This is a genomic window from Flavobacterium sp. (assembly GCF_044339515.1).
Taxonomy (GTDB): domain Bacteria; phylum Bacteroidota; class Bacteroidia; order Flavobacteriales; family Flavobacteriaceae; genus Flavobacterium.
Genome location: NZ_JBIIVK010000013.1, coordinates 40,820 through 62,446 on the forward strand (window position 1 = coordinate 40,820; position 21,627 = coordinate 62,446).

At 32.4% G+C, this 21,627-nt stretch carries 17 protein-coding genes; 6 read left to right on the forward strand and 11 right to left on the reverse strand.

Going from position 1 to position 21,627, the window contains the following annotated elements; all coding sequences use genetic code 11:
* Positions 1-8: 8 nt before the first annotated feature.
* The 4 genes from ACIQ0M_RS05385 to ACIQ0M_RS05400 all read right to left on the reverse strand — a co-directional run bounded on the left by ACIQ0M_RS05385 (position 9) and on the right by ACIQ0M_RS05400 (position 7,590).
* Positions 9-1,424: an Ig-like domain-containing protein gene (locus tag ACIQ0M_RS05385; RefSeq protein ID WP_396150500.1), complete on the reverse strand. Its 1,416-nt coding sequence runs from the start codon at positions 1,422-1,424 to the stop codon at positions 9-11.
* A gap of 19 nt (positions 1,425-1,443) precedes the next feature.
* Positions 1,444-4,647, reverse strand: coding sequence for a glycosidase (locus ACIQ0M_RS05390; RefSeq protein ID WP_396150502.1), 3,204 nt, complete (start codon positions 4,645-4,647; stop codon positions 1,444-1,446).
* A gap of 682 nt (positions 4,648-5,329) precedes the next feature.
* Complete coding sequence (locus tag ACIQ0M_RS05395; protein WP_396150504.1) at positions 5,330-6,658, reverse strand: T9SS type A sorting domain-containing protein; 1,329 nt, start codon at positions 6,656-6,658, stop codon at positions 5,330-5,332.
* A 416-nt stretch (positions 6,659-7,074) separates the two neighbouring features.
* Complete coding sequence (locus tag ACIQ0M_RS05400; protein WP_396150506.1) at positions 7,075-7,590, reverse strand: DUF2892 domain-containing protein; 516 nt, start codon at positions 7,588-7,590, stop codon at positions 7,075-7,077.
* A 157-nt stretch (positions 7,591-7,747) separates the two neighbouring features.
* Between ACIQ0M_RS05400 and rpmH the strand changes: the two genes are divergently transcribed.
* Positions 7,748-7,909, forward strand: coding sequence for a 50S ribosomal protein L34 (rpmH, locus tag ACIQ0M_RS05405; RefSeq protein ID WP_026710894.1), 162 nt, complete (start codon positions 7,748-7,750; stop codon positions 7,907-7,909).
* 102 nt (positions 7,910-8,011) lie between these two features.
* Entirely contained in the window at positions 8,012-10,864 is a 2,853-nt protein-coding gene (gene carB, locus ACIQ0M_RS05410; RefSeq protein ID WP_396150509.1) for a carbamoyl-phosphate synthase large subunit, read from the forward strand.
* 53 nt (positions 10,865-10,917) lie between these two features.
* Here the strand turns inward: carB and ACIQ0M_RS05415 are convergent, their stop codons facing one another.
* Together ACIQ0M_RS05415 and ACIQ0M_RS05420 are read right to left on the reverse strand one after the other, a co-directional pair.
* Entirely contained in the window at positions 10,918-11,454 is a 537-nt protein-coding gene (locus ACIQ0M_RS05415; protein ID WP_396150511.1) for a YceI family protein, read from the reverse strand.
* 11 nt (positions 11,455-11,465) lie between these two features.
* Positions 11,466-11,834, reverse strand: coding sequence for a c-type cytochrome (locus tag ACIQ0M_RS05420; protein WP_396150513.1), 369 nt, complete (start codon positions 11,832-11,834; stop codon positions 11,466-11,468).
* Positions 11,835-11,908: 74 nt separating this feature from the next.
* On the opposite strand from ACIQ0M_RS05420, the gene ACIQ0M_RS05425 reads away from it, so the two are divergent.
* Genes ACIQ0M_RS05425 through ACIQ0M_RS05440 form a run of 4 tightly spaced genes read left to right on the forward strand, consistent with a single transcriptional unit; the run spans position 11,909 to position 14,566 of the window.
* Positions 11,909-12,313 carry a hypothetical protein gene (locus ACIQ0M_RS05425; RefSeq protein ID WP_396150515.1) on the forward strand — a complete coding sequence of 135 codons (405 nt, stop codon included), beginning with the start codon at positions 11,909-11,911 and terminating at the stop codon, positions 12,311-12,313.
* A gap of 7 nt (positions 12,314-12,320) precedes the next feature.
* Complete coding sequence (locus ACIQ0M_RS05430; RefSeq protein ID WP_396150517.1) at positions 12,321-12,836, forward strand: ankyrin repeat domain-containing protein; 516 nt, start codon at positions 12,321-12,323, stop codon at positions 12,834-12,836.
* 9 nt (positions 12,837-12,845) lie between these two features.
* A complete protein-coding gene (locus ACIQ0M_RS05435; RefSeq protein WP_396150519.1) occupies positions 12,846-13,634 on the forward strand; it encodes a T9SS type A sorting domain-containing protein in 789 nt (262 codons plus the stop codon).
* Positions 13,635-13,690: 56 nt separating this feature from the next.
* Positions 13,691-14,566: a DUF5777 family beta-barrel protein gene (locus ACIQ0M_RS05440; protein ID WP_396150521.1), complete on the forward strand. Its 876-nt coding sequence runs from the start codon at positions 13,691-13,693 to the stop codon at positions 14,564-14,566.
* A 60-nt stretch (positions 14,567-14,626) separates the two neighbouring features.
* Here the strand turns inward: ACIQ0M_RS05440 and ACIQ0M_RS05445 are convergent, their stop codons facing one another.
* The 5 genes from ACIQ0M_RS05445 to ACIQ0M_RS05465 form a co-directional block, all read right to left on the reverse strand.
* Positions 14,627-16,780 (reverse strand): DUF3857 domain-containing protein, encoded by a 2,154-nt coding sequence (locus ACIQ0M_RS05445; RefSeq protein WP_396150523.1) that lies wholly within the window; start codon positions 16,778-16,780, stop codon positions 14,627-14,629.
* Positions 16,781-16,784: 4 nt separating this feature from the next.
* A complete protein-coding gene (locus ACIQ0M_RS05450; protein ID WP_396150525.1) occupies positions 16,785-18,704 on the reverse strand; it encodes a transglutaminase family protein in 1,920 nt (639 codons plus the stop codon).
* Positions 18,705-18,815: 111 nt separating this feature from the next.
* Entirely contained in the window at positions 18,816-19,265 is a 450-nt protein-coding gene (locus ACIQ0M_RS05455; protein WP_396150527.1) for a beta-carotene hydroxylase, read from the reverse strand.
* A 1-nt stretch (position 19,266) separates the two neighbouring features.
* Positions 19,267-20,106 carry a phytoene/squalene synthase family protein gene (locus ACIQ0M_RS05460; protein ID WP_396150528.1) on the reverse strand — a complete coding sequence of 280 codons (840 nt, stop codon included), beginning with the start codon at positions 20,104-20,106 and terminating at the stop codon, positions 19,267-19,269.
* An 11-nt stretch (positions 20,107-20,117) separates the two neighbouring features.
* The gene (locus ACIQ0M_RS05465) at positions 20,118-21,587 is read right to left on the reverse strand and encodes a phytoene desaturase family protein (protein WP_396150530.1); all 1,470 of its coding nucleotides are present in this window, start codon (positions 21,585-21,587) and stop codon (positions 20,118-20,120) included.
* Positions 21,588-21,627: the final 40 nt, after the last annotated feature.

Here is a 21,627-nt window from a genome sequence, read left to right on the forward strand (position 1 = left end):
AAACTATACTAGTTATAAAAATAGATATTATCAGCATAAAGAACTGAACCATCGCCACCTTCTAAGATAATTTGTGCTAAATTGGAACGGCTTGCTAAATTTGGCATATTTGCGAAAGGAATATCTATAGATATCCAGTTTTGAGACACTAAAGCTGGTGCTGTGAAAGTTGTAGAATGTCTTGTGTCATCTCCACCACCAAAAACACCACCTGCACCAAAATCAACTACAATTACTCTTAACTGTCTTCCTGGAGCAATAGGACCGGGAATAAACACATCCATGTGAATATGAGTCATTGCAGTTGCATTAACAGTAGGACTACTAAATTCTATTCCCACAAAATTAAAAATTGTATAATTTAAAATATTATCTCCATTCACAGTGAAATCATTTGAAACAGTTGTTTGCCAAGGTTGCCAGTAACCGTTGTAGTAATTTACCGGAACATTTGTGTATGCATCTGAGAAAATGGAAATCACATTCGCTTGATTTTGGGGAGGTGTAGGGGCATGAACAAATGTACCCACACAATTAATTGTTAAACTACCTGTTGCATCAACACCATTAATTGTTGCAGTAATTACGGCTGTTCCCGGACTCATAGATGTTATTAGTCCATTTGCATCTACAGTTGCAACGTTAGGATCAGATGATGAGAAATCTAAATAGGCAGTGCTTAAATTTACAACTTGGTTAACTCCGTTGGGTAAATTGAAAGTTGAAATTACACCTTCTACATTAGAATTAACACCTACAAAAGTGGTTTCAGAAATATTATTTCCGTTCATTATTGATGCTTGACCATGAGCGATAGTGCCTAATTTTTCAAATTTTAATTCATCAATCCAAAAAGTATAGCCAAACCCATTTGTACCTTGACTTCCGGCCGCATATCTAAACATTCCTCTTTCTTGAGTTAGTTTAGAAGCATCAGGAATAGGGATAATCACTTTTGTCCAATTGGTTCCTACACTAACATTGGTTATTGTAGCCATGTATTTGTTTTGATCGAAATCTTCACCAAAACCAAATTCACCAATTACAACCCCTTGTGAAGCTTTTACATAAAAAGTTAAAGCATCATAGTCGGTTAAATTACGTCCGGCTCCATCAACTCTTAAAATTGCACCGGCATAGGAACCTTCCGGATCATTAGCATTTGGTACGTCAATTCGCATTGATGCAGTACTGTTGTAACCTTCTGTATCATCAACTGACCATGCAGTTGGTTTAGATCCTCCGTATGGGAAATAAAAATCACTTCCCATTCCTACGAAATCGTCTGTAAATACTTCACCAGTTTTAGAAAGATTAGCTAATACCGCTTCATCAGACAAATCTCTCTCACAGTTAAGATTGGTAATTAAAACCAATCCCAAAAGGAGTGTGTTTCCTAAATAATTAATTTTTCTATTTTTCATTTTTTTCAATTTTTTAAAATTATTTTCCAATATTTATGTGAATATAAGTTCTAATTTCCCATTCTGATCCATTTCCAAATCCTACAGGAGATAAAATTGGTTCAGTGTCAAAATCATTAGCTGTTTGATTTGGAGAATATCTTGGAGAATATTGGTCAAGTGAACGCCAAATTCCCATGATTCCGATTCTAGTATCCGGTAAAATAAACCAGTTTGGCTTTCCAACAGAGGTTGAAATATCTATAGCACTTTGGAGAGGATAGGTTAAGTTAAAATCTCTATGGTAATCAAATGGACCCCAATCGTTTATTTTTAATGAAGTAACCACTTTTACTTTTCTGTATATTGCTCTTAAATCATAGCCCATTCTGTTGATTGTTCTTTCGGAATCACCATTGGCTTGTCCGTTTCCGAAATAAATATTGGCAATAAGACCAAAATCAGGGGTTAATTTAGAAACAATTCGTGTATTTGATTCCCATAAATCTTCTGCAGGAGCTGATTTTTCAAAAGCAAAAGATGAACGATTTTCTAAGAAACCAATTGCGGCATCTTGTGTGGTTGGTAAATGACGATAAACAAATCCGGTACTAAAGGCAAATTTTGCATCTTCTACCATATCATTATTCCATTCGTACATCCAAGTTGCAGGAGTAGGGTCGTAGGTAACTAAAAGTTCTGCCCCAATAGTTTCTCTATTTGCTCTTACTATAAATGGGTCATCTAAAATATTTCTTAGAACAGATGTTGATAGTATATCATCTTCTAATAATACAGGCACATCTGACTCGATTGCTTCTACTAGTGGCTTTTGCCAAAGAAAGTTTGGTGCTATTTGTAAATTTGAATTAATGTTATATGTAAATCCGGTCAAAAAGTTCATTTGATTTCCACTACCGCTATCTTTCAAACGCCAACCCGTGAATGTTTGTGTATTATCAGCACCACCATTTGCGACCAAACCCATAATTGCTCCTTGAGCATATGCATTGACTTTTCCTTTTGAAAATGTAAATTTTGCTTTACCACCCCAATTGTCTTTCGAATTAATTTTGTCTTCATAGTAAAATCGAGTTCCTTCGGGTGCATCAAGAGGAACACCATCTATTTCATAATCATCAGGAACTAAACCACCCATCATTTGAAATTCTCTACCATTTAAAGGTTGACCTCCCCAAATACCACCTAATTCGATTCCTAAGCTTCCTATTTTTCTCTGTACATAAATTGTGGCTCTTCGTGTTTTTGGTATAGGAAATGCGATGGAAGAAACCGACTGAGAAACTTCAGCTTGATTGATATCTTCATGATAAACCGCTGCGATATTAAATTTTCCTATTTGTTTAGCATATTTTAGTAAATAAGCAGGGTTAGCACCCCACCATAATTGTGGTCCGAATGCTGCTTTAAGTCCTTTTAGACTTCTCTTTCCATCGATTTCAAAACCTAACGTTTCTCCATTATAGATATCTAAATTAGGGCCATAATTTGCTTCCGGATAGAGGCCAAAGAAATCGCCTTCATAACCCCAATGGTAGTGCCCGGTTCTATAAAAACCTCTTAATTCAAAATCTTTTGCATTCCATGTGTAAGAAGCATTATAAATTTGAACTCGGTTGATATCTGTGGATAAAACTCTTCCATCTGCTGTTTCAACATTTTGAGCTCGACCTCGGTTTTCGTAGAAAATTTCGTTAATAGGATTTTCAGCTACACGACCTAGAATGTTTACGTTTACATTAGCTCTCATATTGGCTGTGGGATTTCCTTCCACACCAATAAAATAGGACTGCATGTGGTCAAAACCTAATCGATTTGGATATCCAGATGTATCTGGATCGTCTGATTTAGGTGTTGTAATCAGACTTCCACCGGTGTTAAAAGTTGTAAATTCAGCTCTTAGATTACTAATTTTTAAAATTTGAGTGTCATTTCCTCCCATGGCTGCTTTGTCACCTCTCGCTCTTAAGGTTGCATCCATAATTTGTGCATCTCCAAAATGTAGATTAATGCTTTCTAGGTTAGCACCCGGAGCATATGGATTGAATTTATGTAAGTCTTTCAATAAATAGTAGGAAGCACGCGGAAACAATTGATATAGACCTTTTTCGTTAGTTGGACCTTTGGCACAAATTCCGAACCATTCTTCATTCATGTTATTTTCACCTTCATTATAATCTTTTTGATAACCACCATTTGACCAAGAAGCGTTGTTATCGTGTATTTCTAAATTTTTAGTTTGGCCGAATTTCCACCAGCCATCACTGAACTGGAAAGTGTAACCACCTAATGAGTTTCCGGCTTTACCTAAACCGGCAGCATTTTCATAGATTTCTTTCCAATTTCCTTTTAAGTAATAAGCTTGAGATTTTTGATCTTCTTGGTTGGTGATAACATTAAAGGCATCTGCACCAAATTCTGTAAAAAGAACCGGTTTTCCGTATTCTTTTTTAACTCTTTCAAACAAATCTCCAAAAGAAACACCACGGTATACGTTTGTTCCAAAAATATCAACATCTTTACATTCCTCAGCAATTAAATCTAAAAAAAGTAAATCACCGTTACACAAAGCAACAGGATGATTGGAGTCAATAGCCTTTATTGCTACAGAGGCCTCATTGAAAAGTTTATACATTTCACGAGCTCGTATAGTTGATTTTCTGTCTTTAATCGGAATATTTTCAGTCTCGGCACCATCCCAGAACAAACCGTAATTGTTTTCATTACCCAACAAGAATAACAAGAGACCTTTGGTATCCTTATAATCAGTAGCCATTTGTGTTACTTCTTCAAGAAGTAATTTTCTAGTTTTTTCGTTGCTGTATTCTGTATTAGGCGTCCATACTCCATCCAACGTTAGACCATATCGTCCGAATGAATGATTGAGCATGGTATAAATTCCGTAGTTAGTATGAATATATTCAATCCATTTTTTTGGAATTCCTGTATAGACACGAATAGAATTTACTCCCATATTTTTCAGCAAGCCCATTTCCTCATCTAATGCTTCTTGAATCAAATTATCGGGTTGATTCCAAAGACTGTATGAGTAATTGGTTCCCACGGGGAAATAATCCCAATTCATTCCGTTGACTATAAAATCTTTTCCGTTGACTTTAAGTTTCATTTGAGAATTATTCGCATCAACATAAACTTTTTCAGTTTGCGAAAAAACAGGAAGCGAAAAACACCAAAGTAGGAGTAATAAAATTATTTTTTTCATTTTGGTTTGTTAGATTAAAAAAGATTAATGATATATGTAAAAAGTTGTTAGTTAAAATTTTGATTTTATAAAAATACTAATGAAAAATTACATTATTAATAAATCAACCTCAACAAAAAATATACACACTATTAAAACCTAATAATTAAAAGATTTTTTTCTTTCAAAAAGTTTAGTGATTAAATTACAAGCTGAAAAGTAATCAGAAAAAAATAAAGTCATTATTAAAGTATGTTTTAGTTTGTTTGAACTTGTTACATTTATGTAAACAGCTGTTGAGCAGCGTGTAATATTTGTATGGATTTTATAGAATTAATCTGTCTATTTAACTTTTTAAGTTGTTTTGAACTTATAATTTTTATTTTTATTTGTTTTTCTGCAAAAAGAAATAAATAATATTAATTTTTGATTTTTTGAGATTTCAAACTTTAATGTTGAGGTTGTGTATAGTTTGGATTGTATTTTTTGTTGTGTTTTGTTCCGATATTGATTACTTGTTTTTACATAAATAATAACCTAACTTAATAACTATACTAGTAATGTTTAATTTGTTTTAAATTATTTTTCCAACGTTTTTCTTCATTAGAATTTAATAATTCTTCAACATTAATTTTAAAACTCTGTTTAAGTAAATAAAAAAGGCTGCCTAAATGATTGGGCAGCCTTTTTATTATTTTTTTATTTATTCTTTTATAATTCTTGATGTTGAAACGTTTCCATTAATAGTAGCTTTTACAACATAAATACCAGCTTGAAGTCCAGAGATATCAATAGTTGCTTGGGTGTTGTTAGGATTGTTTGTAACTACTTCTTGGCCTAAAACATTAAAAACACTTACATTGCTTACTAACTCTTGTGCCTCAATTGTAAAGTTGGTGCTAGCAGGATTAGGGTACATTTTAATTTTGGCAGTTTCAAAACTTGAAACGCTCAAAGTGTTTTTGTGTAAATAGATGTTGTCGTACCATACATTGTTAACCATTGCAGTTGTGATACCAATTTGAGCTACGTCATTTCGAGCTAAACTTCCTGCTACAACTCCTCCAAGAGCAGTAATAGGCACATCTACAGAAACCCATTGATTGGCAACCAATTGAGGTGTTGTTCCTCCGTTTATGTTTACTTCAAGTGCTGAACTTTCAGAATTTCCGCCATTAAAATTAACTAGTTTGAAATTAAAAACATCACCAACTAAATTGGTATCGGTAATGTAAAAATCAAAATGAACGTGAGTAAAACCAGTTAAATTTTGTCTGTTAGTTTGAAAATCAATACCATGACAAACTACACCTGGGTTTTTCTGTAAAGTATTATTACCTTCAATAGTCATCAAGGTAGTTGCTGCTCCTCCGCACCATCCGGCATCAAAATTATCAAAACCTATATTTGTATATGCATCACTAAAGATAGATACAACATCTGCTGCTGGTCTTGCAGGAGGAGTAGGTGCTGCTGAAGTTGGTAAAACTAAACATGGAGGACAAGTTCCTCCACAATCAATTCCTGTTTCATCACCATCTTGTATACCATTATTGCAAGTTGTTGTAGTAATTTCTAACATTACATCATCAATACCAACAAAACCAGTATCAGCACCCATATCAAAAATAATTCGGCTATTCGCACTAGCAAAGTTTGTTGTTAAATTCACTACATATGTTTGTGGACCGTTAGTTAAATCAACAATTTGTGTAACTGCAGTCCAAGGAGCTTCATTTAATCCTACTCCAACAACCATAGTTCTATCTCCATCTGAAAAACTTGTAAAAGTTAATTTGTACGTAGTTCCCATAGTTGTCATAGGATATACATAACTTAAGTTAACATCGAAAGCATTTCCGGCAGTTGTAACATTTGCAGCATTGTAATTGTTATCCCCTTCAGTCACCACATTCAAAGCATTACCTGACCAACCGGCGGTACCACTTTCAAAATCACCATTAGTGATGAGATTTTGTGCGAATCCAAAAGTCGCTGTTAATAAGAAAATAAAAGAAGTAATTTTTTTCATAATATTTAATTTTTTGAGTTAATATTTACTAATCTCAAATTTAAGTATTAATTGATTATTAAATTCATATTTCCGTATATTTTAACTATACATTTCTATTTATTTTATCCATGCTTTGAGAAAGTCTAATTTTCGGACTTTTTCTTTAATATCCAATGCTTTCGGAACTTTTTAATTGGTTTAAATTTGCATTGTTGTATAGTTTTTGTATAGGTAAAAAACATTCAATTTTAACAACTACAACGATTTCTTTTAACAATATTTTCTCGTTTAAATGGTATAGCCATGCTTAAATAAGAAAAATCATTTTTGTGAAGACAACTTAAATTTAATTAATGTGTCAATAGAATTAAATTAAAAAAATCGATTCACAACAATTTGTAAATCGATTTTTCATATTTTTAAATAAGATTTTTTTAAATTTTCTTCAACTGCTGCTTCATCATTGTAATTTGTTCTTTCAACATATTTTGCTTGTCAAGCTTATTGGCTTCATTTAGTAGATTAGTTGCTTCAATTTTTCTTCTTCTGGACATAGCGATTCCTGCTAAATTTAATTTGGCTACCGCTAAATCCATATCCATTGAAAGACCTAATTCAATGGCTTTCTTAAAAAATTTCTCAGCTTGGTTCAAATTAGTTTGAGAAACCATTAATCCATGTAAATAATTATAATAACCTTGTTGTTTTTTTACTAAAGCAGATTCAGGGTTTTTGATTTTGTCTAACCAATTTTTTGCACCTTGAAAATCTTGTTTTCGCAGTTTTAAAAAAGCAAGTAGAATAAATTCGTTTTTAAAGTAAAGGAAAATCGGAAAAACAGTTAATAAGATTAGAAAAATTCCGTTTCCAATGTTGTTTTCTGTAAACTGCCATATACCTAATGCGATAAGTAAGCCCGCAAGTACTAATTTGATATTTCTGTGAAACATAATACTGACTTTATTTTTTGTGTTTGCAAAGGTAATAAAACGAATTGAAAATATTTTTATAAAACTGCTTGTGAGAAAAAAAAGTCTTTGTATATTTGCACTCGGTTTTTGAGAAACCCACCCACTATTAATTTACACGATTTAAAGATACAAAACAATGAGTAAGAGAACGTTTCAACCATCGAAAAGAAAAAGAAGAAATAAACACGGGTTTATGGATAGAATGGCTACTGCAAATGGTAGAAAAGTCCTTGCTCGTAGAAGAGCCAAAGGAAGACACAAATTGACTGTTTCCTGCGAACCAAGACACAAAAAATAATGATTAGTAATAATCATAAATAAAGGCGTTACTTTTTTTAGTAACGCCTTTTTTTTATAACTTGTCAACTCAAAAACAACTAAACTACTATAAAGCAACAACATGCCAAAAGACAATTCTATCAAATCGGTTTTAATTATTGGTTCAGGCCCAATTGTTATTGGGCAAGCCTGCGAATTTGATTATGCAGGTTCTCAAGCCGCCCGTTCCATTCGTGAAGAAGGAATTGAAGTAATTTTAATCAATTCCAATCCGGCAACCATCATGACCGATCCATCTATGGCCGATCATGTTTATTTATTGCCTTTAACTACAAAATCCATCATCGAAATTTTAAAAAAGCATCCTAATATTGATGCTGTTCTTCCTACCATGGGAGGACAAACAGCTTTAAATTTGTGTTTGGAAGCGGATGAAAAAGGTATTTGGGCTGATTTTAATGTAAGATTAATCGGTGTAGATATTAATGCTATCAATATTACAGAAGATAGGGAGCAATTTAAACAGCTTTTGGAACGTATTGGAGTGGGAGCCGCTCCTGCGAAAACAGCTACTTCTTTTTTAAAAGGAAAAGAAATTGCTCAAGAGTTTGGATTTCCATTGGTGATTCGTCCTTCCTTTACTTTGGGAGGTACAGGAGCAGCTTTTGTTCACCATAAAGAAGATTTTGATGAATTACTGACACGAGGATTAGAGGCTTCACCGATTCATGAAGTGTTAATAGATAAGGCTTTATTGGGATGGAAGGAGTATGAATTGGAATTGCTTCGTGACCAAAATGATAATGTAGTTATTATCTGTTCTATTGAAAACATGGATCCAATGGGAATACATACCGGTGATAGTATTACCGTTGCACCGGCAATGACACTTTCAGATACTACTTTTCAGAAAATGAGGGATATGGCGATTTTGATGATGCGAAGCATTGGAAATTTTGCAGGCGGATGTAATGTTCAATTTGCTGTTTCTCCTGATGAAAAAGAAGATATTGTTGCTATTGAAATTAATCCGCGAGTTTCCCGTTCATCCGCTTTAGCTTCAAAAGCAACAGGTTATCCCATTGCAAAAATAGCTTCTAAATTAGCCTTAGGTTATCATTTGGATGAACTTCAAAATCAAATTACCAAATCGACTTCGGCACTTTTTGAACCAACTTTGGATTATGTTATAGTAAAAATTCCACGATGGAACTTTGATAAATTTGAAGGAGCAGACAGAACTTTAGGTCTTCAAATGAAATCGGTGGGAGAAGTTATGGGTATTGGGCGTTCGTTCCAAGAGGCTCTTCACAAAGCCACGCAATCACTAGAAATTAAACGAAATGGTTTGGGAGCAGACGGTAAAGGATATAAAAACTATGAACAAATTATTGAAAAGCTAACTTACGCGAGTTGGGATCGCGTTTTTGTGATTTATGATGCCATTCAAATGGGTATTCCGTTGAGTAGAATTCACGAAATCACCAAAATTGACATGTGGTTTTTAAAGCAATACGAAGAGCTTTACTTATTGGAAAAGGAAATTTCGAAATATACAATTGATTCTTTACCAAGAGAATTACTTTTAGAAGCCAAACAAAAAGGATTTGCAGATAGACAGATTGCCCACATGATGCGTGGATTGGAAAGTCAAGTTTATAAAAAACGTGATGAGTTATCCATAAAAAGAGTTTACAAATTAGTTGATACTTGTGCGGCAGAATTCAAAGCGTTAACACCTTATTATTATTCCACTTTTGAAGCAGAAATTGAAACGGCAACGGGAGAAAAGTACGTGCAAAATGAAAGTGTGGTTACTGACAAGAAAAAAATAATTGTGCTAGGTTCGGGACCGAATCGTATTGGACAAGGAATCGAATTCGATTATTCTTGCGTTCATGGTGTTTTGGCAGCCAAGGAATGTGGTTATGAAACAATCATGATTAATTGTAATCCGGAAACGGTTTCAACCGATTTTGATACGGCCGATAAATTATATTTTGAGCCTGTTTTTTGGGAACATATCTACGATATTATACAGCATGAAAAGCCGGAAGGTGTTATTGTGCAATTAGGTGGACAAACCGCACTAAAACTTGCTGAGAAATTAGACCGCTATGGCATAAAAATCATCGGAACCAGTTTTGATGCGTTAGATTTAGCCGAAGACAGAGGTCGTTTTTCTGAACTTCTTTCTGAATTAAAAATTCCTTTTCCGCAGTTTGGTGTTGCTGAAAATGCAGATCAAGCTTCTGCTTTAGCAGATGTGTTGGATTTTCCTTTGTTGGTTAGACCTTCTTATGTTTTAGGTGGTCAAGGAATGAAAATCGTGATCAACAAGCAAGAATTAGAAGAACATGTGATTGATTTGTTGAAAAATATTCCCGGAAATAAATTGCTTTTAGACCATTATTTAGATGGTGCAATTGAGGCAGAAGCCGATGCCATTTGCGATGGAGAAAATGTTTACATCATCGGAATCATGGAACATATTGAACCTTGTGGAGTACATTCTGGTGATAGTAATGCTACTTTACCTCCCTTTAATTTGGGTGAATTTGTAATGCAACAAATTAAAGATCATACCAAAAAAATCGCATTGGCATTAAAAACAGTAGGACTGATTAATATTCAGTTTGCTATAAAAGATGATATTGTTTATATTATTGAAGCCAATCCAAGAGCATCACGCACCGTTCCGTTTATTGCAAAAGCATACGGTGAACCGTATGTAAATTATGCTACTAAAGTGATGTTAGGCGAAAATAAAGTAACCGATTTCACTTTTAACCCTCAATTAAAAGGCTATGCCATCAAACAACCGGTTTTCTCGTTTGGAAAGTTTCATGGCGTAAACAAAAAACTTGGTCCGGAAATGAAATCAACGGGTGAAAGTATTTTGTTTATAGAAGATTTAAAAGACGATCAATTCTACGAATTGTATTCGAGACGAAAAATGTATTTGAGCAGATAATTTTAGTTATAGATTTATAAATTGAATTCCCGATTTATATAAATCGGGAATTTTTATTTTAGAATAAACTCTAATTTTATATTCACTTTTTTAGACACTTTTTTACTCACAACACTAGGAATTTCAATCGCGAAATCATCAGCATTCACCGAAAAATCGGATACAATTTCAATTCCTTTATCTGTTTTTTTAATTTTGGCAGGAATACTTATGTCTTTAGATTTACCATGAAGTTCTAATTTTCCTTTAATAATAAAGTCTTTTCCATTTTTATCTAAAACGGTAAGATTGAATTTCTCAATTACACCTTTAAATGTGGCTTTTGGATATTTGTCGCTCTCCACATAGTTTTCATTAAAATGTTCCTCCATCAAGGCAATTTTAAATCGAAAACCTTTCATTAGTGCCAAAGAGGCAATCTCTCCCGTAGTTGTATTTAAAACACACGAAGAGCTCTCGTTAGTTGCTTTTACCTCCTCAAAGGAAGGAACTGAAGCTTCAAATGTAATTTTTCCTGATTTGGTTATCAGTTTTTCCTGTGCTTGTGTGTATCCAAAGGATAAAAATAGTAGTAAGTATATCTTTTTCATAGCTTTTGTATTTATTCAAGTAAACCTTCTGCTTTCCATTGTATAATTGCGTTTATGTCGTTTTGAGGAAGTCTTGGGCCTCCCTCTGGCATTGCTCCGGGACTTCCTTCCGCAATTGAGATTCGTTCAATCAGACCACCATTTAAAACCGCTTCTTTTACATTTTCGTAAGTTGTTAATGAATTAGGTGCTCCATTAACCGGAGTGGCCGCATGACAACTGATACAATTGTTATCGATTATTGATTTGATATTCTGGGTATAATTAACCGATTCAATTTCTTGAACAATTGTCAAATCTGATAAACTATCAGTAGTGCAACTATTCAAAACAAAAACAGTAAATGCGAAACCAGTGATTTTAATTGCTTTATTTTTCATGTTTTTTTATCAAAAATAAATAAAATTCATAATATTAGTTAAATTTTAAAAAAAATAAATAAATTTGCTCTGCTATGAAATCTTCAACTACAAAAAAAATTGTTATTATTTTCTTTTTGGGTACATTATCAGTATCCGCTTTCTTGTATTTTTATGTTTATAAAAGTCATCGTAATATAACTACAGAATCAGTTGCTTTTTCTATATCAGCCATTCAATTGCATCAAGATTTCATGAATGATTCTGAAACAAATATCAAAAAATATGCAGATAAAACTATAGAAATTTACGGTAAAATAACTTCTTTGGATTTAGAAAATAATGCTATTGTTTTGGATAATAAAGTTTTTTTGAAAATGACAGAAACGATTTCGAAAGATTTAACTATTCAACAAACAGTTAAAATTAAAGGAAGATTTGTTGGATTTGATGATTTATTGGAAGAGTTAAAAATGGATCAATGTATCATTGTTAATTAAGTAGAATATGTTACAGAAAGTTTTTGTTGTTGTTTTTCTTCTATTTTTTGTGAGCGGTATGGCTCAAAAAGATGTTTTTGCGATATCTCGTAATGGTTCTCTGGCTGAGTTAAAAGAATTAATGGAAAGAAAACCAAATTGTATTAATGAGCAAAATGAAAATGGTTATACTCCGCTCATCTTAGCCTGTTATAGAGGAAACAATGAGTTGGCAGCGTTTTTAGTTCATAAGGTAAAAGACATTGATGCTATGAGTGAAATGGGTACTGCATTAATGGCATGTGCGGTGAAAGGTAATGTTCAAATAGCAAAGTTACTGTTAGAAAAAGGATGTAATCCTGACCTAACTGATGCGAATGGAACAACAGCTTTGATATATGCAACGCAATTTAAAAATAGTGAATTAATAAAAGCATTATTAAAGCATAATGCAGATAAAACAAAAATTGATAACAAAGGAAAAACCGCTTTTGAATACGCTGTTTTTTCAGGTAGTGAAGAAATTATTAACCTCTTAAAATAAATAAATACTATGAAAAAAATTACTTTATTTTTTACAACTATTTTTAGCATTGCTGTATTTGCACAGCAGAAAAGCACCGGAACAATTTCGCTTAGTAATAATGTGCCTATTACTGCTAATTTTACTTTAAATAATACAACTTCTCAAGTTACTTTAGTACTAACAGGACCATCTGACAGATGGTTTGGATTAGGTATTGGAATTGTGTCCGGTTTTGGTATGGATAATGGCGATGTTGTTGTTTTTACGACGGCCACAACCCCAAATTTAACAGATAGAAATTTTATCGGTACACAGGCTCCTGCACAAGATGCCATGCAAAGCTGGACAACCGTGTCTAATACCGTAAGTGGAAATGTACGGACTTTAATTTTAACTCGAGCATTAACTAACTCTGATACAAATGACTTTCAATTTCCATATGCTACAACCAATTCAATTAGCTTCGGAGGGGTTAGAGCTTCTAGTGCGACAATGAATCTTGGTTCGCACGGAGGAAGTGCAAGTGCAGGATATGCTGTAAATGTTCCCTTTACAACACTAGGAGTAGAAGATTTTTCATTAAATGCTTCAAAAGTGTTTCCTAATCCATCAAAAGGAGATTTTACTATTCAAACCAAAACCTTTTTGAATAAGGTTAATATTTATACTCAAACCGGCGTTTTTGTAAAATCAATCGAAGTAGAAAATAATGCTGAAAATGTTGACTTTAACATAACAGGTTTGCAAACGGGTATCTATTTAGTAGAATTGGTAAATGATTCTCAAAAATCATGGAAAAAGGTAATTGTGAATTAAAACTATTATTAACTAAACAACGTAAATAGTAGTCTAAACCGCTACTATTTTTTATTATGAAAAAACTTCTCTTCCTCCTTTTTTTACCATGTTCACTTTTAGCTCAAGATGATTTGTTAAGTGATATTGATAGTGTTGAATCAAACATAAAAGTAGAGTCAGCTTTTAAGTCTTTAAAAATCATTAATTTAGAATCAACCAAATTAGCTTCTAAAGGTGATTTTTATTTTGTAGTAGCTCATCGTTTTGACTATTTTAAAAATGGTTTTGATGATTTTTTTGGTCTGGACAATGCCAACACACAACTTAAGTTTTTATATGGTGTAAATGAATGGCTAACTGTTCATGTTGCTCGAAGTGGATTTCAAGAAACATATGATTTGGCCGTAAAATATAAATTAAAAAGTCAGATAAAGGATGGTTTTCCATTTACAATCGTAGGTTTTAATAGTATTGCGGTTAATACAGAATTAAAAGAGAAAGATTATCCAAATTTGACTTTTGAAAACAGGTTAAGTTATGTAACTCAACTTTTAATTTCAAGAAAATTTTCGGAGAAATTGTCTTTACAAATAGCACCATCTTTCTTTCATGAAAATACCTTACGTGATATTTTAGACGATGAAAATCAGGCTATTTTACCAAATCCACAAGACAACAGTCAGTTTGCAATAGGAGTGGGAGGACGTTACAAACTTACTAGTAGATGGTCTGTAAATGTAGATTATGCAGCTCATTTGAATCGTACCTCTCGATCAATTTATAGAAATCCTCTTTCAATAGGAGTTGATTTAGAGACCGGTGGACACGTTTTTCAAATGCATTTTACCAATGCACGGGCAATGCATGAAAGTGGTTTTTTAGGACAAACCACTGGAGACTGGAGCGATGGAGAAATTGCCTTTGGATTTAATTTGGTACGCGTATTTTAAAACAAAATAAAAAACCCTATAAAAACTTTTATAGGGTTTCTTTTTTAAAAATGGTTTACACTAATTCTTTTTCAACAGAATTTTTTCTTGTGTAAACTGAAAGGCATCTTCTAAAAAGTCAATCATTTTGTTCCAATTACTGTTTGGTTCATAATAATTGTTATAAGATTTTGTGGTTTTAATTGTAATCAAATTACCATTCTGGGTTACTGTACTTATAAATCCACCAGTCTCATTTTCAGCATTTTTATTAAATTTTTCCAAACCGGTTGCGGTGTAACCTTGCGGAATTTCGAATTGAATTTCGTGTTCAATTTGTCTGGGGAAACTCATGTGAATGTTATTAGGTCTCTTTTTTTCTTTTTCTGAAAGTTCTATCTGGGAGGTTAAAAATTTTCCTAGTTCGACAATTATATTATTACCTGCTTTTTTGATGTAATGGTCTTTGATGGTGAACGATTCTTTGTAAGCCAATGGTTCTTTACTGCCGAATCTTCCTGTGTTTTCGATGGATAAGCTATAATCATCAATATCATGTCCCAGCTCATCTTTTACTGAATTGGTAAATCTTTCCTTTTGCGATTCCTTTAATTTAGCAATAAAAGCATCAAATTCTTTTTGAAGTTTTGCTTCATATTTTTTATTTTTAAACCTTTCAATTACCGATAAAGTTCCGTATTTTCCATAATCTTCATACACATAATCAAAGAAATATAGTTTATCCATCTGTTCACTTTTTTTGTAATGTCCGGATAAACTGTTTTCTCTTTCGATTTTAAAACTATTTAAGTCTTCGTTAAATTTTACTTTAGTAATGTTTTTAGAAATATTATCACTTTTAGTTGATTTAGGAAGTCTTATTAATTCTGAGTCAACTACCTTTTTGTTTTTTGAAATTTGTAGTAGATAGGCATCAGTATCTTCTAAGCTATAATCAAATTGATCAGCAGAAGTGTAAGGTGAAAAATACTCTAAATAGATAGGGTTTGGTGTATTCACACGAAGTAATAACTTTACATTTTGCTGTATTAGCATATCTGTAATAGGACCATTATACCTCGGTGTGCCAATGACAATATCATAGGAAATATTATTATCTTTTAAAAAAGCCATAAAAAAGTTTATGAATACCTCTTCATTTCTAAAAAAAGTATAATTGCTATATAAATGAGTAAGTGTATTTTGAAGTATTTTTGCATCTTCTCCTACAATAGCTTCTATAAAAAGTGTATAATATTGATGTCTAGAAAAATAATATACTTCTCTTATTTTTTCTTCATCAGAACTAAATGTTTTGCCTTTTAAAAACTTTTCGATTTCCTTTGTATTTCCTTGAGGTTTAAATTTTGTGTTATAATAATTAAAAACATCTTCTTTAGAAACGGTTGATTTTACTATACTTTCCTTTTCAGAAAGAAAGGCTTCTGCTCGCTTTTCAAATTTTCCTGATCGTGCAAAAAACACTTGAAATTTGTAACACGGTAATTCAATCAATGGATAAAACCATCTTGGAAATTCATTTTTTTCAATGTCTTTGGCTACAAATTCATAATGACGTTCGCCACTCTTGTTGCTCGGAATTTCTTTGAGTTCCGGTGCTCCGTTATAAGTTGCAAAATTCAAAAAGAAATCGTTTTCAGTTTGAAAAATAAGTTTATAGTCCATAATTGGATAAACGTCACCCAAGGTTCTTTCCACCGGATCAAAACCCGTTTCTAATTGTGATTTAAACGGTTCTTCGGAGTGTAAATAATAATCAATAATATCACCTATTTCTAAATTAGGAATGGCTATTTTTTTCTCTTTGTCAGCATCAACCGCTTCCTTGCTTACATTGATAATGGTTTCTTTGCCATCCGGTTTAATTACTTTTATGCCTAATGTATTTTTTCCAGCTCGTCTGCTCCAACCTTTATCTGAAGAAAATCGTTCTTTGAATGTAAATTCTGAAAATTCTTTTACAGCGGCATCATCGAGTAATTTTACTCTACTTCGCAGGGCAGATGTATAGTTTACATTGGTGCCAAATTTATGATAATCGTGAAATTCATATTTATATATCATCACCGCTGACTCATTTTTCCATTTATCCGGTATAGTCATTGTTTTAGCATGCGGATCGTCTTTTCCCCAAAAGAAATCACGAATTTTTAAATCTTCTTGAGCAGATAATGAAGCAGTTACAAAAAGAAAGAGGAGTAAAATTTTTTTCATTTAACTATGATTTTGATAAAGTAATGGATGAATTATAAAGTTCGGTAAGTTTTTTATTGGCTGCATTCCATAATTCTTGTTGGCTTTTTCGGATGATGGCATTTTTAAAAGTAAAAACTTTTCGGTAAACAAGATCTTTACCTTTGAGTGAGAAAGTAGCTTGAATATCGTAATCTTCATTTTTCTCACTCAAATTTTCCGGCAATTTATCCACTTTATAGCCGTCAGGAAGTGTGATGATTATTTCAGAATCATATAAAGTTTTATAGTCTAATTCATAATCGGTTTCACGTTCTTTAAATGTAAAATTTTTATATTCATTCATAAATTCAAAGTTTAAGTAAATTTCGTTATCAAATTCACTTATTCTATTCGAAGATTCGAATGCATAATCAATAGCGAGTTTTGCGTCTCTGTTCTTTAAATCACTCGGTTTAATGTCTTTTACTTTATTGTTTTTGTCACTTTTAGCCAGATAATATTGGAGAGCTTCCGCTTTTTTATCACTTTCAAAACTGTTGTAAATGTTTAAAAATTGACTTCTGCTTTCGCCGGAGTACGTTCGGCTGCAGGTTCCTATCAATTTGTCTTTTTCAATAACTAATTTTGCTCGGAATGTTTCTTTATTTGATTCGGCGGAACTTGTTGGAATTTTATCAATAATGAATTCATTTCCGTTTTCAATCATCACTTCCTTGTTCTGAATTCGCTCTGCGTAATTTCCTAACGAACTAAATTTTTCAGTTCCATCCAAATAAATTTTCTTCCCATTCTGAAAAACAGTACAAATCATATGATTGTCAACTACCAAGGAAGGAATAGAGTAATTATAAGCAATGTGTTTTGTGCCAATCCACGTTAATCGAGCATCAAAGCCTGCTATTTTAAGCATTTGTTTAGTGAGGTTAGCCATACCTTTACAATCACCATAGCGTTTTGTAAAAACCTGATGTGAATCATCAGGTTTAAATCCGGCAATGCCATCTTCAAAAGCAATGTAACGAATGTTATCTTGTACCCAATAATAGATGTTTTTTATTTTTTCTTCATCTGAAGTTGCTTTTGCAGTAAGTTCATTCACTTTGCTTTTTAATTGCTCAGTGTCGTCTTTCATTTGATCAACAAGGGATTTATACCATCCATATAAATCAGCAGTAGTTTTAAAGAGGATTCCTTTTTTACCACTATAATCATATGATTTTGCTAAAACCAAAATATGCGGATAGAGATAGGATCTTCCGGGACTGCTTTCTTCATTAAAAACAGCGGGAATGTCTTTGTAGTGATATAAATAAATTGTTGATTTATTTTTAGCATCCTTAGTTTGACTTTTAATGATAGTATGTCCATTAAAGTTCATTTCTTTTAATTCAACTTCTAACCAATCCGGAACTATAATTTCAATTTTTTTATCAATAACCGGGAATTCATCATTAAAATGCAACGAGGTAAAATATTTTACATCTTCAAATTTCTTGTTCATTGCATAATTATAAGTATATCCTTGAACCGGAAAATCAATTTGAACATGTTTTACCCGAGCATCATTGTAAAACAAGTCTTTATCCTTGTAAAATTCATCTCTAATGGGTAAAGAAGCTGTTTTTTCATTTCGATACTTCAACAAAAACGTTTCAATTTTTGACGAACTATCATAGAACTCATATTTGTAGATATCTGCACGATGGTTAATATTCATAAGAATTTCATTAACCGCTAAATCTACTGTTACATTTGACGTTGATTTATTAAAGCCAAAATTAATAATTTCAGTACTTTCTAAAATGGCAACATCTTGCTTACTGTATTTTCCACGAATAGTTTTGGCAAGTTCGATATCAGAAGGAGTAGGGTCAATGTTTTTTTGACTCCAAACAGACAAATTTCCCAATAAAAAGAGAAAAAGGATAGTTTTGAAATGCATAAAAATTGTTTTTGCTAAGTAAGGGAAAAATAATAGTTTATGCCAAATTATTTTTCAAAAGACTATCGTTTTTTTAATTTTTTGGAATTGAGGTATTTTCAATACACTATTTTATTTTTTGAAATATTTCCATGGTACAACCAACATTCCAAAGCATTCACCATGTTCTTTACCAATGTGTTTATGATGCATTTTATGTGCTCTTCGCACAGCTTTAGCATAAATATTATCCGCATTTCTAAATAACTTAAAACGTTGGTGAATAAAAATATCATGCACAAAAAAATAAGCTAATCCGTAAGCAAAAATTCCAATTCCGATGGCTAATCCAATTTCCAAAATATTGTACTTCCAAAGTAAAAAGAAACTAATACTCACTATGGCATAGAAAATGAAAAATGCATCATTTCGCTCAAACCACGAATCATGGTCTTTTTTATGATGATCGGCATGCAAATTCCATAAAAAGCCATGCATAATATATTTATGTGTAAACCAAGCCATGAATTCCATCATGGAAAAAGTTATAAAGAAAACTAAAATGTGAACCCAAGTACTCATATTATATGGTTTTAAATCGATAATTAATGTAGCATTTTGCCAATAATCCCACTTTTTGATAGTCAGGAACTCTAATACGTGTGTTTTTTATTGCTAATGAGGGTGTTTTTTTTAGTTTTGAAAGCAATTTTTTATAGTAAACATAAGCAGTATAAACACCAAACTTTGCTTCAATCGGCAGTTTACGTATTCCTTCAAATCCTGCTTCAAAATCAGCTTCAATTTCTGCGATAATAGTTTGTTTCGAAATCTCATCGAGTTGATTTAAATCAGTATTGGGGAAATACGTTCGGTTTAATTCTTCATAATCCGCTTTTAAATCCCTCAAAAAATTTACTTTTTGAAAGGCAGAACCTAATCGCATGGCACTTTCTTTCAGTTCATCATATTTATTTTGATTGCCATTTACAAATACTTTCAAGCACATTAATCCAACCACATCAGCGGAACCATAGATGTAATCATGGTATTCTTCTGCGGTTTTATATTCTGATTTATGTAAATCTAATTTCATACTTTTCATAAATGCATCGATTAATTCTTTTGGAATTTCAAACCGATTGACAGTGTGTTGAAAAGAATTTAAAATCGGATTTAAACTAATTTTATGATGAAGAGCATTTTCTAAATCACTTTCAAATAAAGTAAATAAAGTTTCTTTGTTATAATCATGAAAAGAATCTACAATTTCATCTGCAAATCGTACAAAACCGTAAATATTATAAATATCCTGACGGATAGAGGGTGCCAACATTTTTACTGCTGAAGAAAACGAAGTGCTATAAGTCTTCGTTACATTTCTACTGCATTCATAAGAGATGGTGTCAAAAATAGATTTCATAGCAGTAATTTTTAACGTTTAATTGCATTTTTTTTAATCAATTCAGAAACCAGTTTTCCTGAAATTAAAGAAGGTGGAACTCCAGGGCCAGGAACGGTAAGTTGGCCCGTAAAGAATAAATTTTCAACTTTTTTACTTTTCAATTTTGGTCTCAAAAATGCCGTTTGAAGTAACGTATTGGCCATTCCATAAGCATTACCTTTGTATGAATTATAATCTTTAATAAAATCATTTACACAAAAAGATTCTTTAAAGATAATATTATTTTTTACATTTTGTTCAGTTAGCTTCTCAAAACGATTCATAATAATGTTAAAATATTTTTCTCTAATTTCTTCCGTATCATTAATTCCAGGTGCAAGTGGTATTAAAAATATACCTGCTTCTTTACCATCAGGAGCGGCAGAATCGTCTGTTTTAGAGGGAAAACTAGCATAAAAAAGCGGTTCGTCAGGCCATGATGGCTTGTCATAAATTGCTTCAGCATGTTTGTCAAAAGATACATCAAAAAATAAAGTGTGATGCTCTACATTTTCAATTTTTTTATCAAAACCTACATAAAAAAGTAGGGAAGAAGGTGCAAATGTTTTCTTATCCCAATAGGATTCAGAATATGCTCTATGTTCTCGATCTAATAGACTTTCTGAATGATGATAGTCTGCACCACTCAATACAACATTACAAAATTGTTCTTGCCCATTCACCTTGATGCCAACTGCTTTTTTTTGTTTTACTATTATTTTCTCCACATTGGCATTCGTTTGAATTTTAACTCCTAATTCTTTTGCCAACGATTCCATGGCTAAAATTACGCTGTACATTCCGTTCTTTGGATGCCATGTTCCCATTCCGAAATCAGCAAAATTCATAAAACTATAAAATGCTGGGGTATCTTGTGGTTTTGCTCCCAAAAACAGAACTGGGAATTCTAATATTTGTACTAACTTTTGATTTTTAAAGCGTTTGCGAACTTCTTTACTGATATTTGAAAAAAATTGACCCACTTTTAAAGCTGTTTCAGTTGTAATCAATTCAAGAGGAGAAACACCGGGTCTGTATACCAAATTTTTAATGGCGATGTCATAATTGCTTTTGGCTTCGTCCATAAATTTTTCTAAAACGGCTCCACTTCCTTTTTCAATACTTTCAAAGGTTTTGACAATGTCATTTAAATTATCGGCAATGGTCACAAAATCACGGATACCAAAATATACTTGATAGGCAGGGGAAAGTTTAATTAACTCATAATAGTCATGAGGCTTTTTGCCAAAATCATCAAAGAAGCGTTCAAAAACATCTGGCATCCAATACCAAGTTGGTCCGATGTCAAAAGTAAAACCTTCCTTTTTAAGTTGTCTGGCTCTTCCACCAATTGTTGAATTTTTCTCGAATACGGTAACATTGTTACCTTCTTTTGCTAAATAGCATGCGGCAGCCAAAGCTGAAAATCCGGAACCGATTATAAAGATGTCTTTTTTCATATTGTTTAACAAATATATATAAAAAGTTAAACAAAAAAAA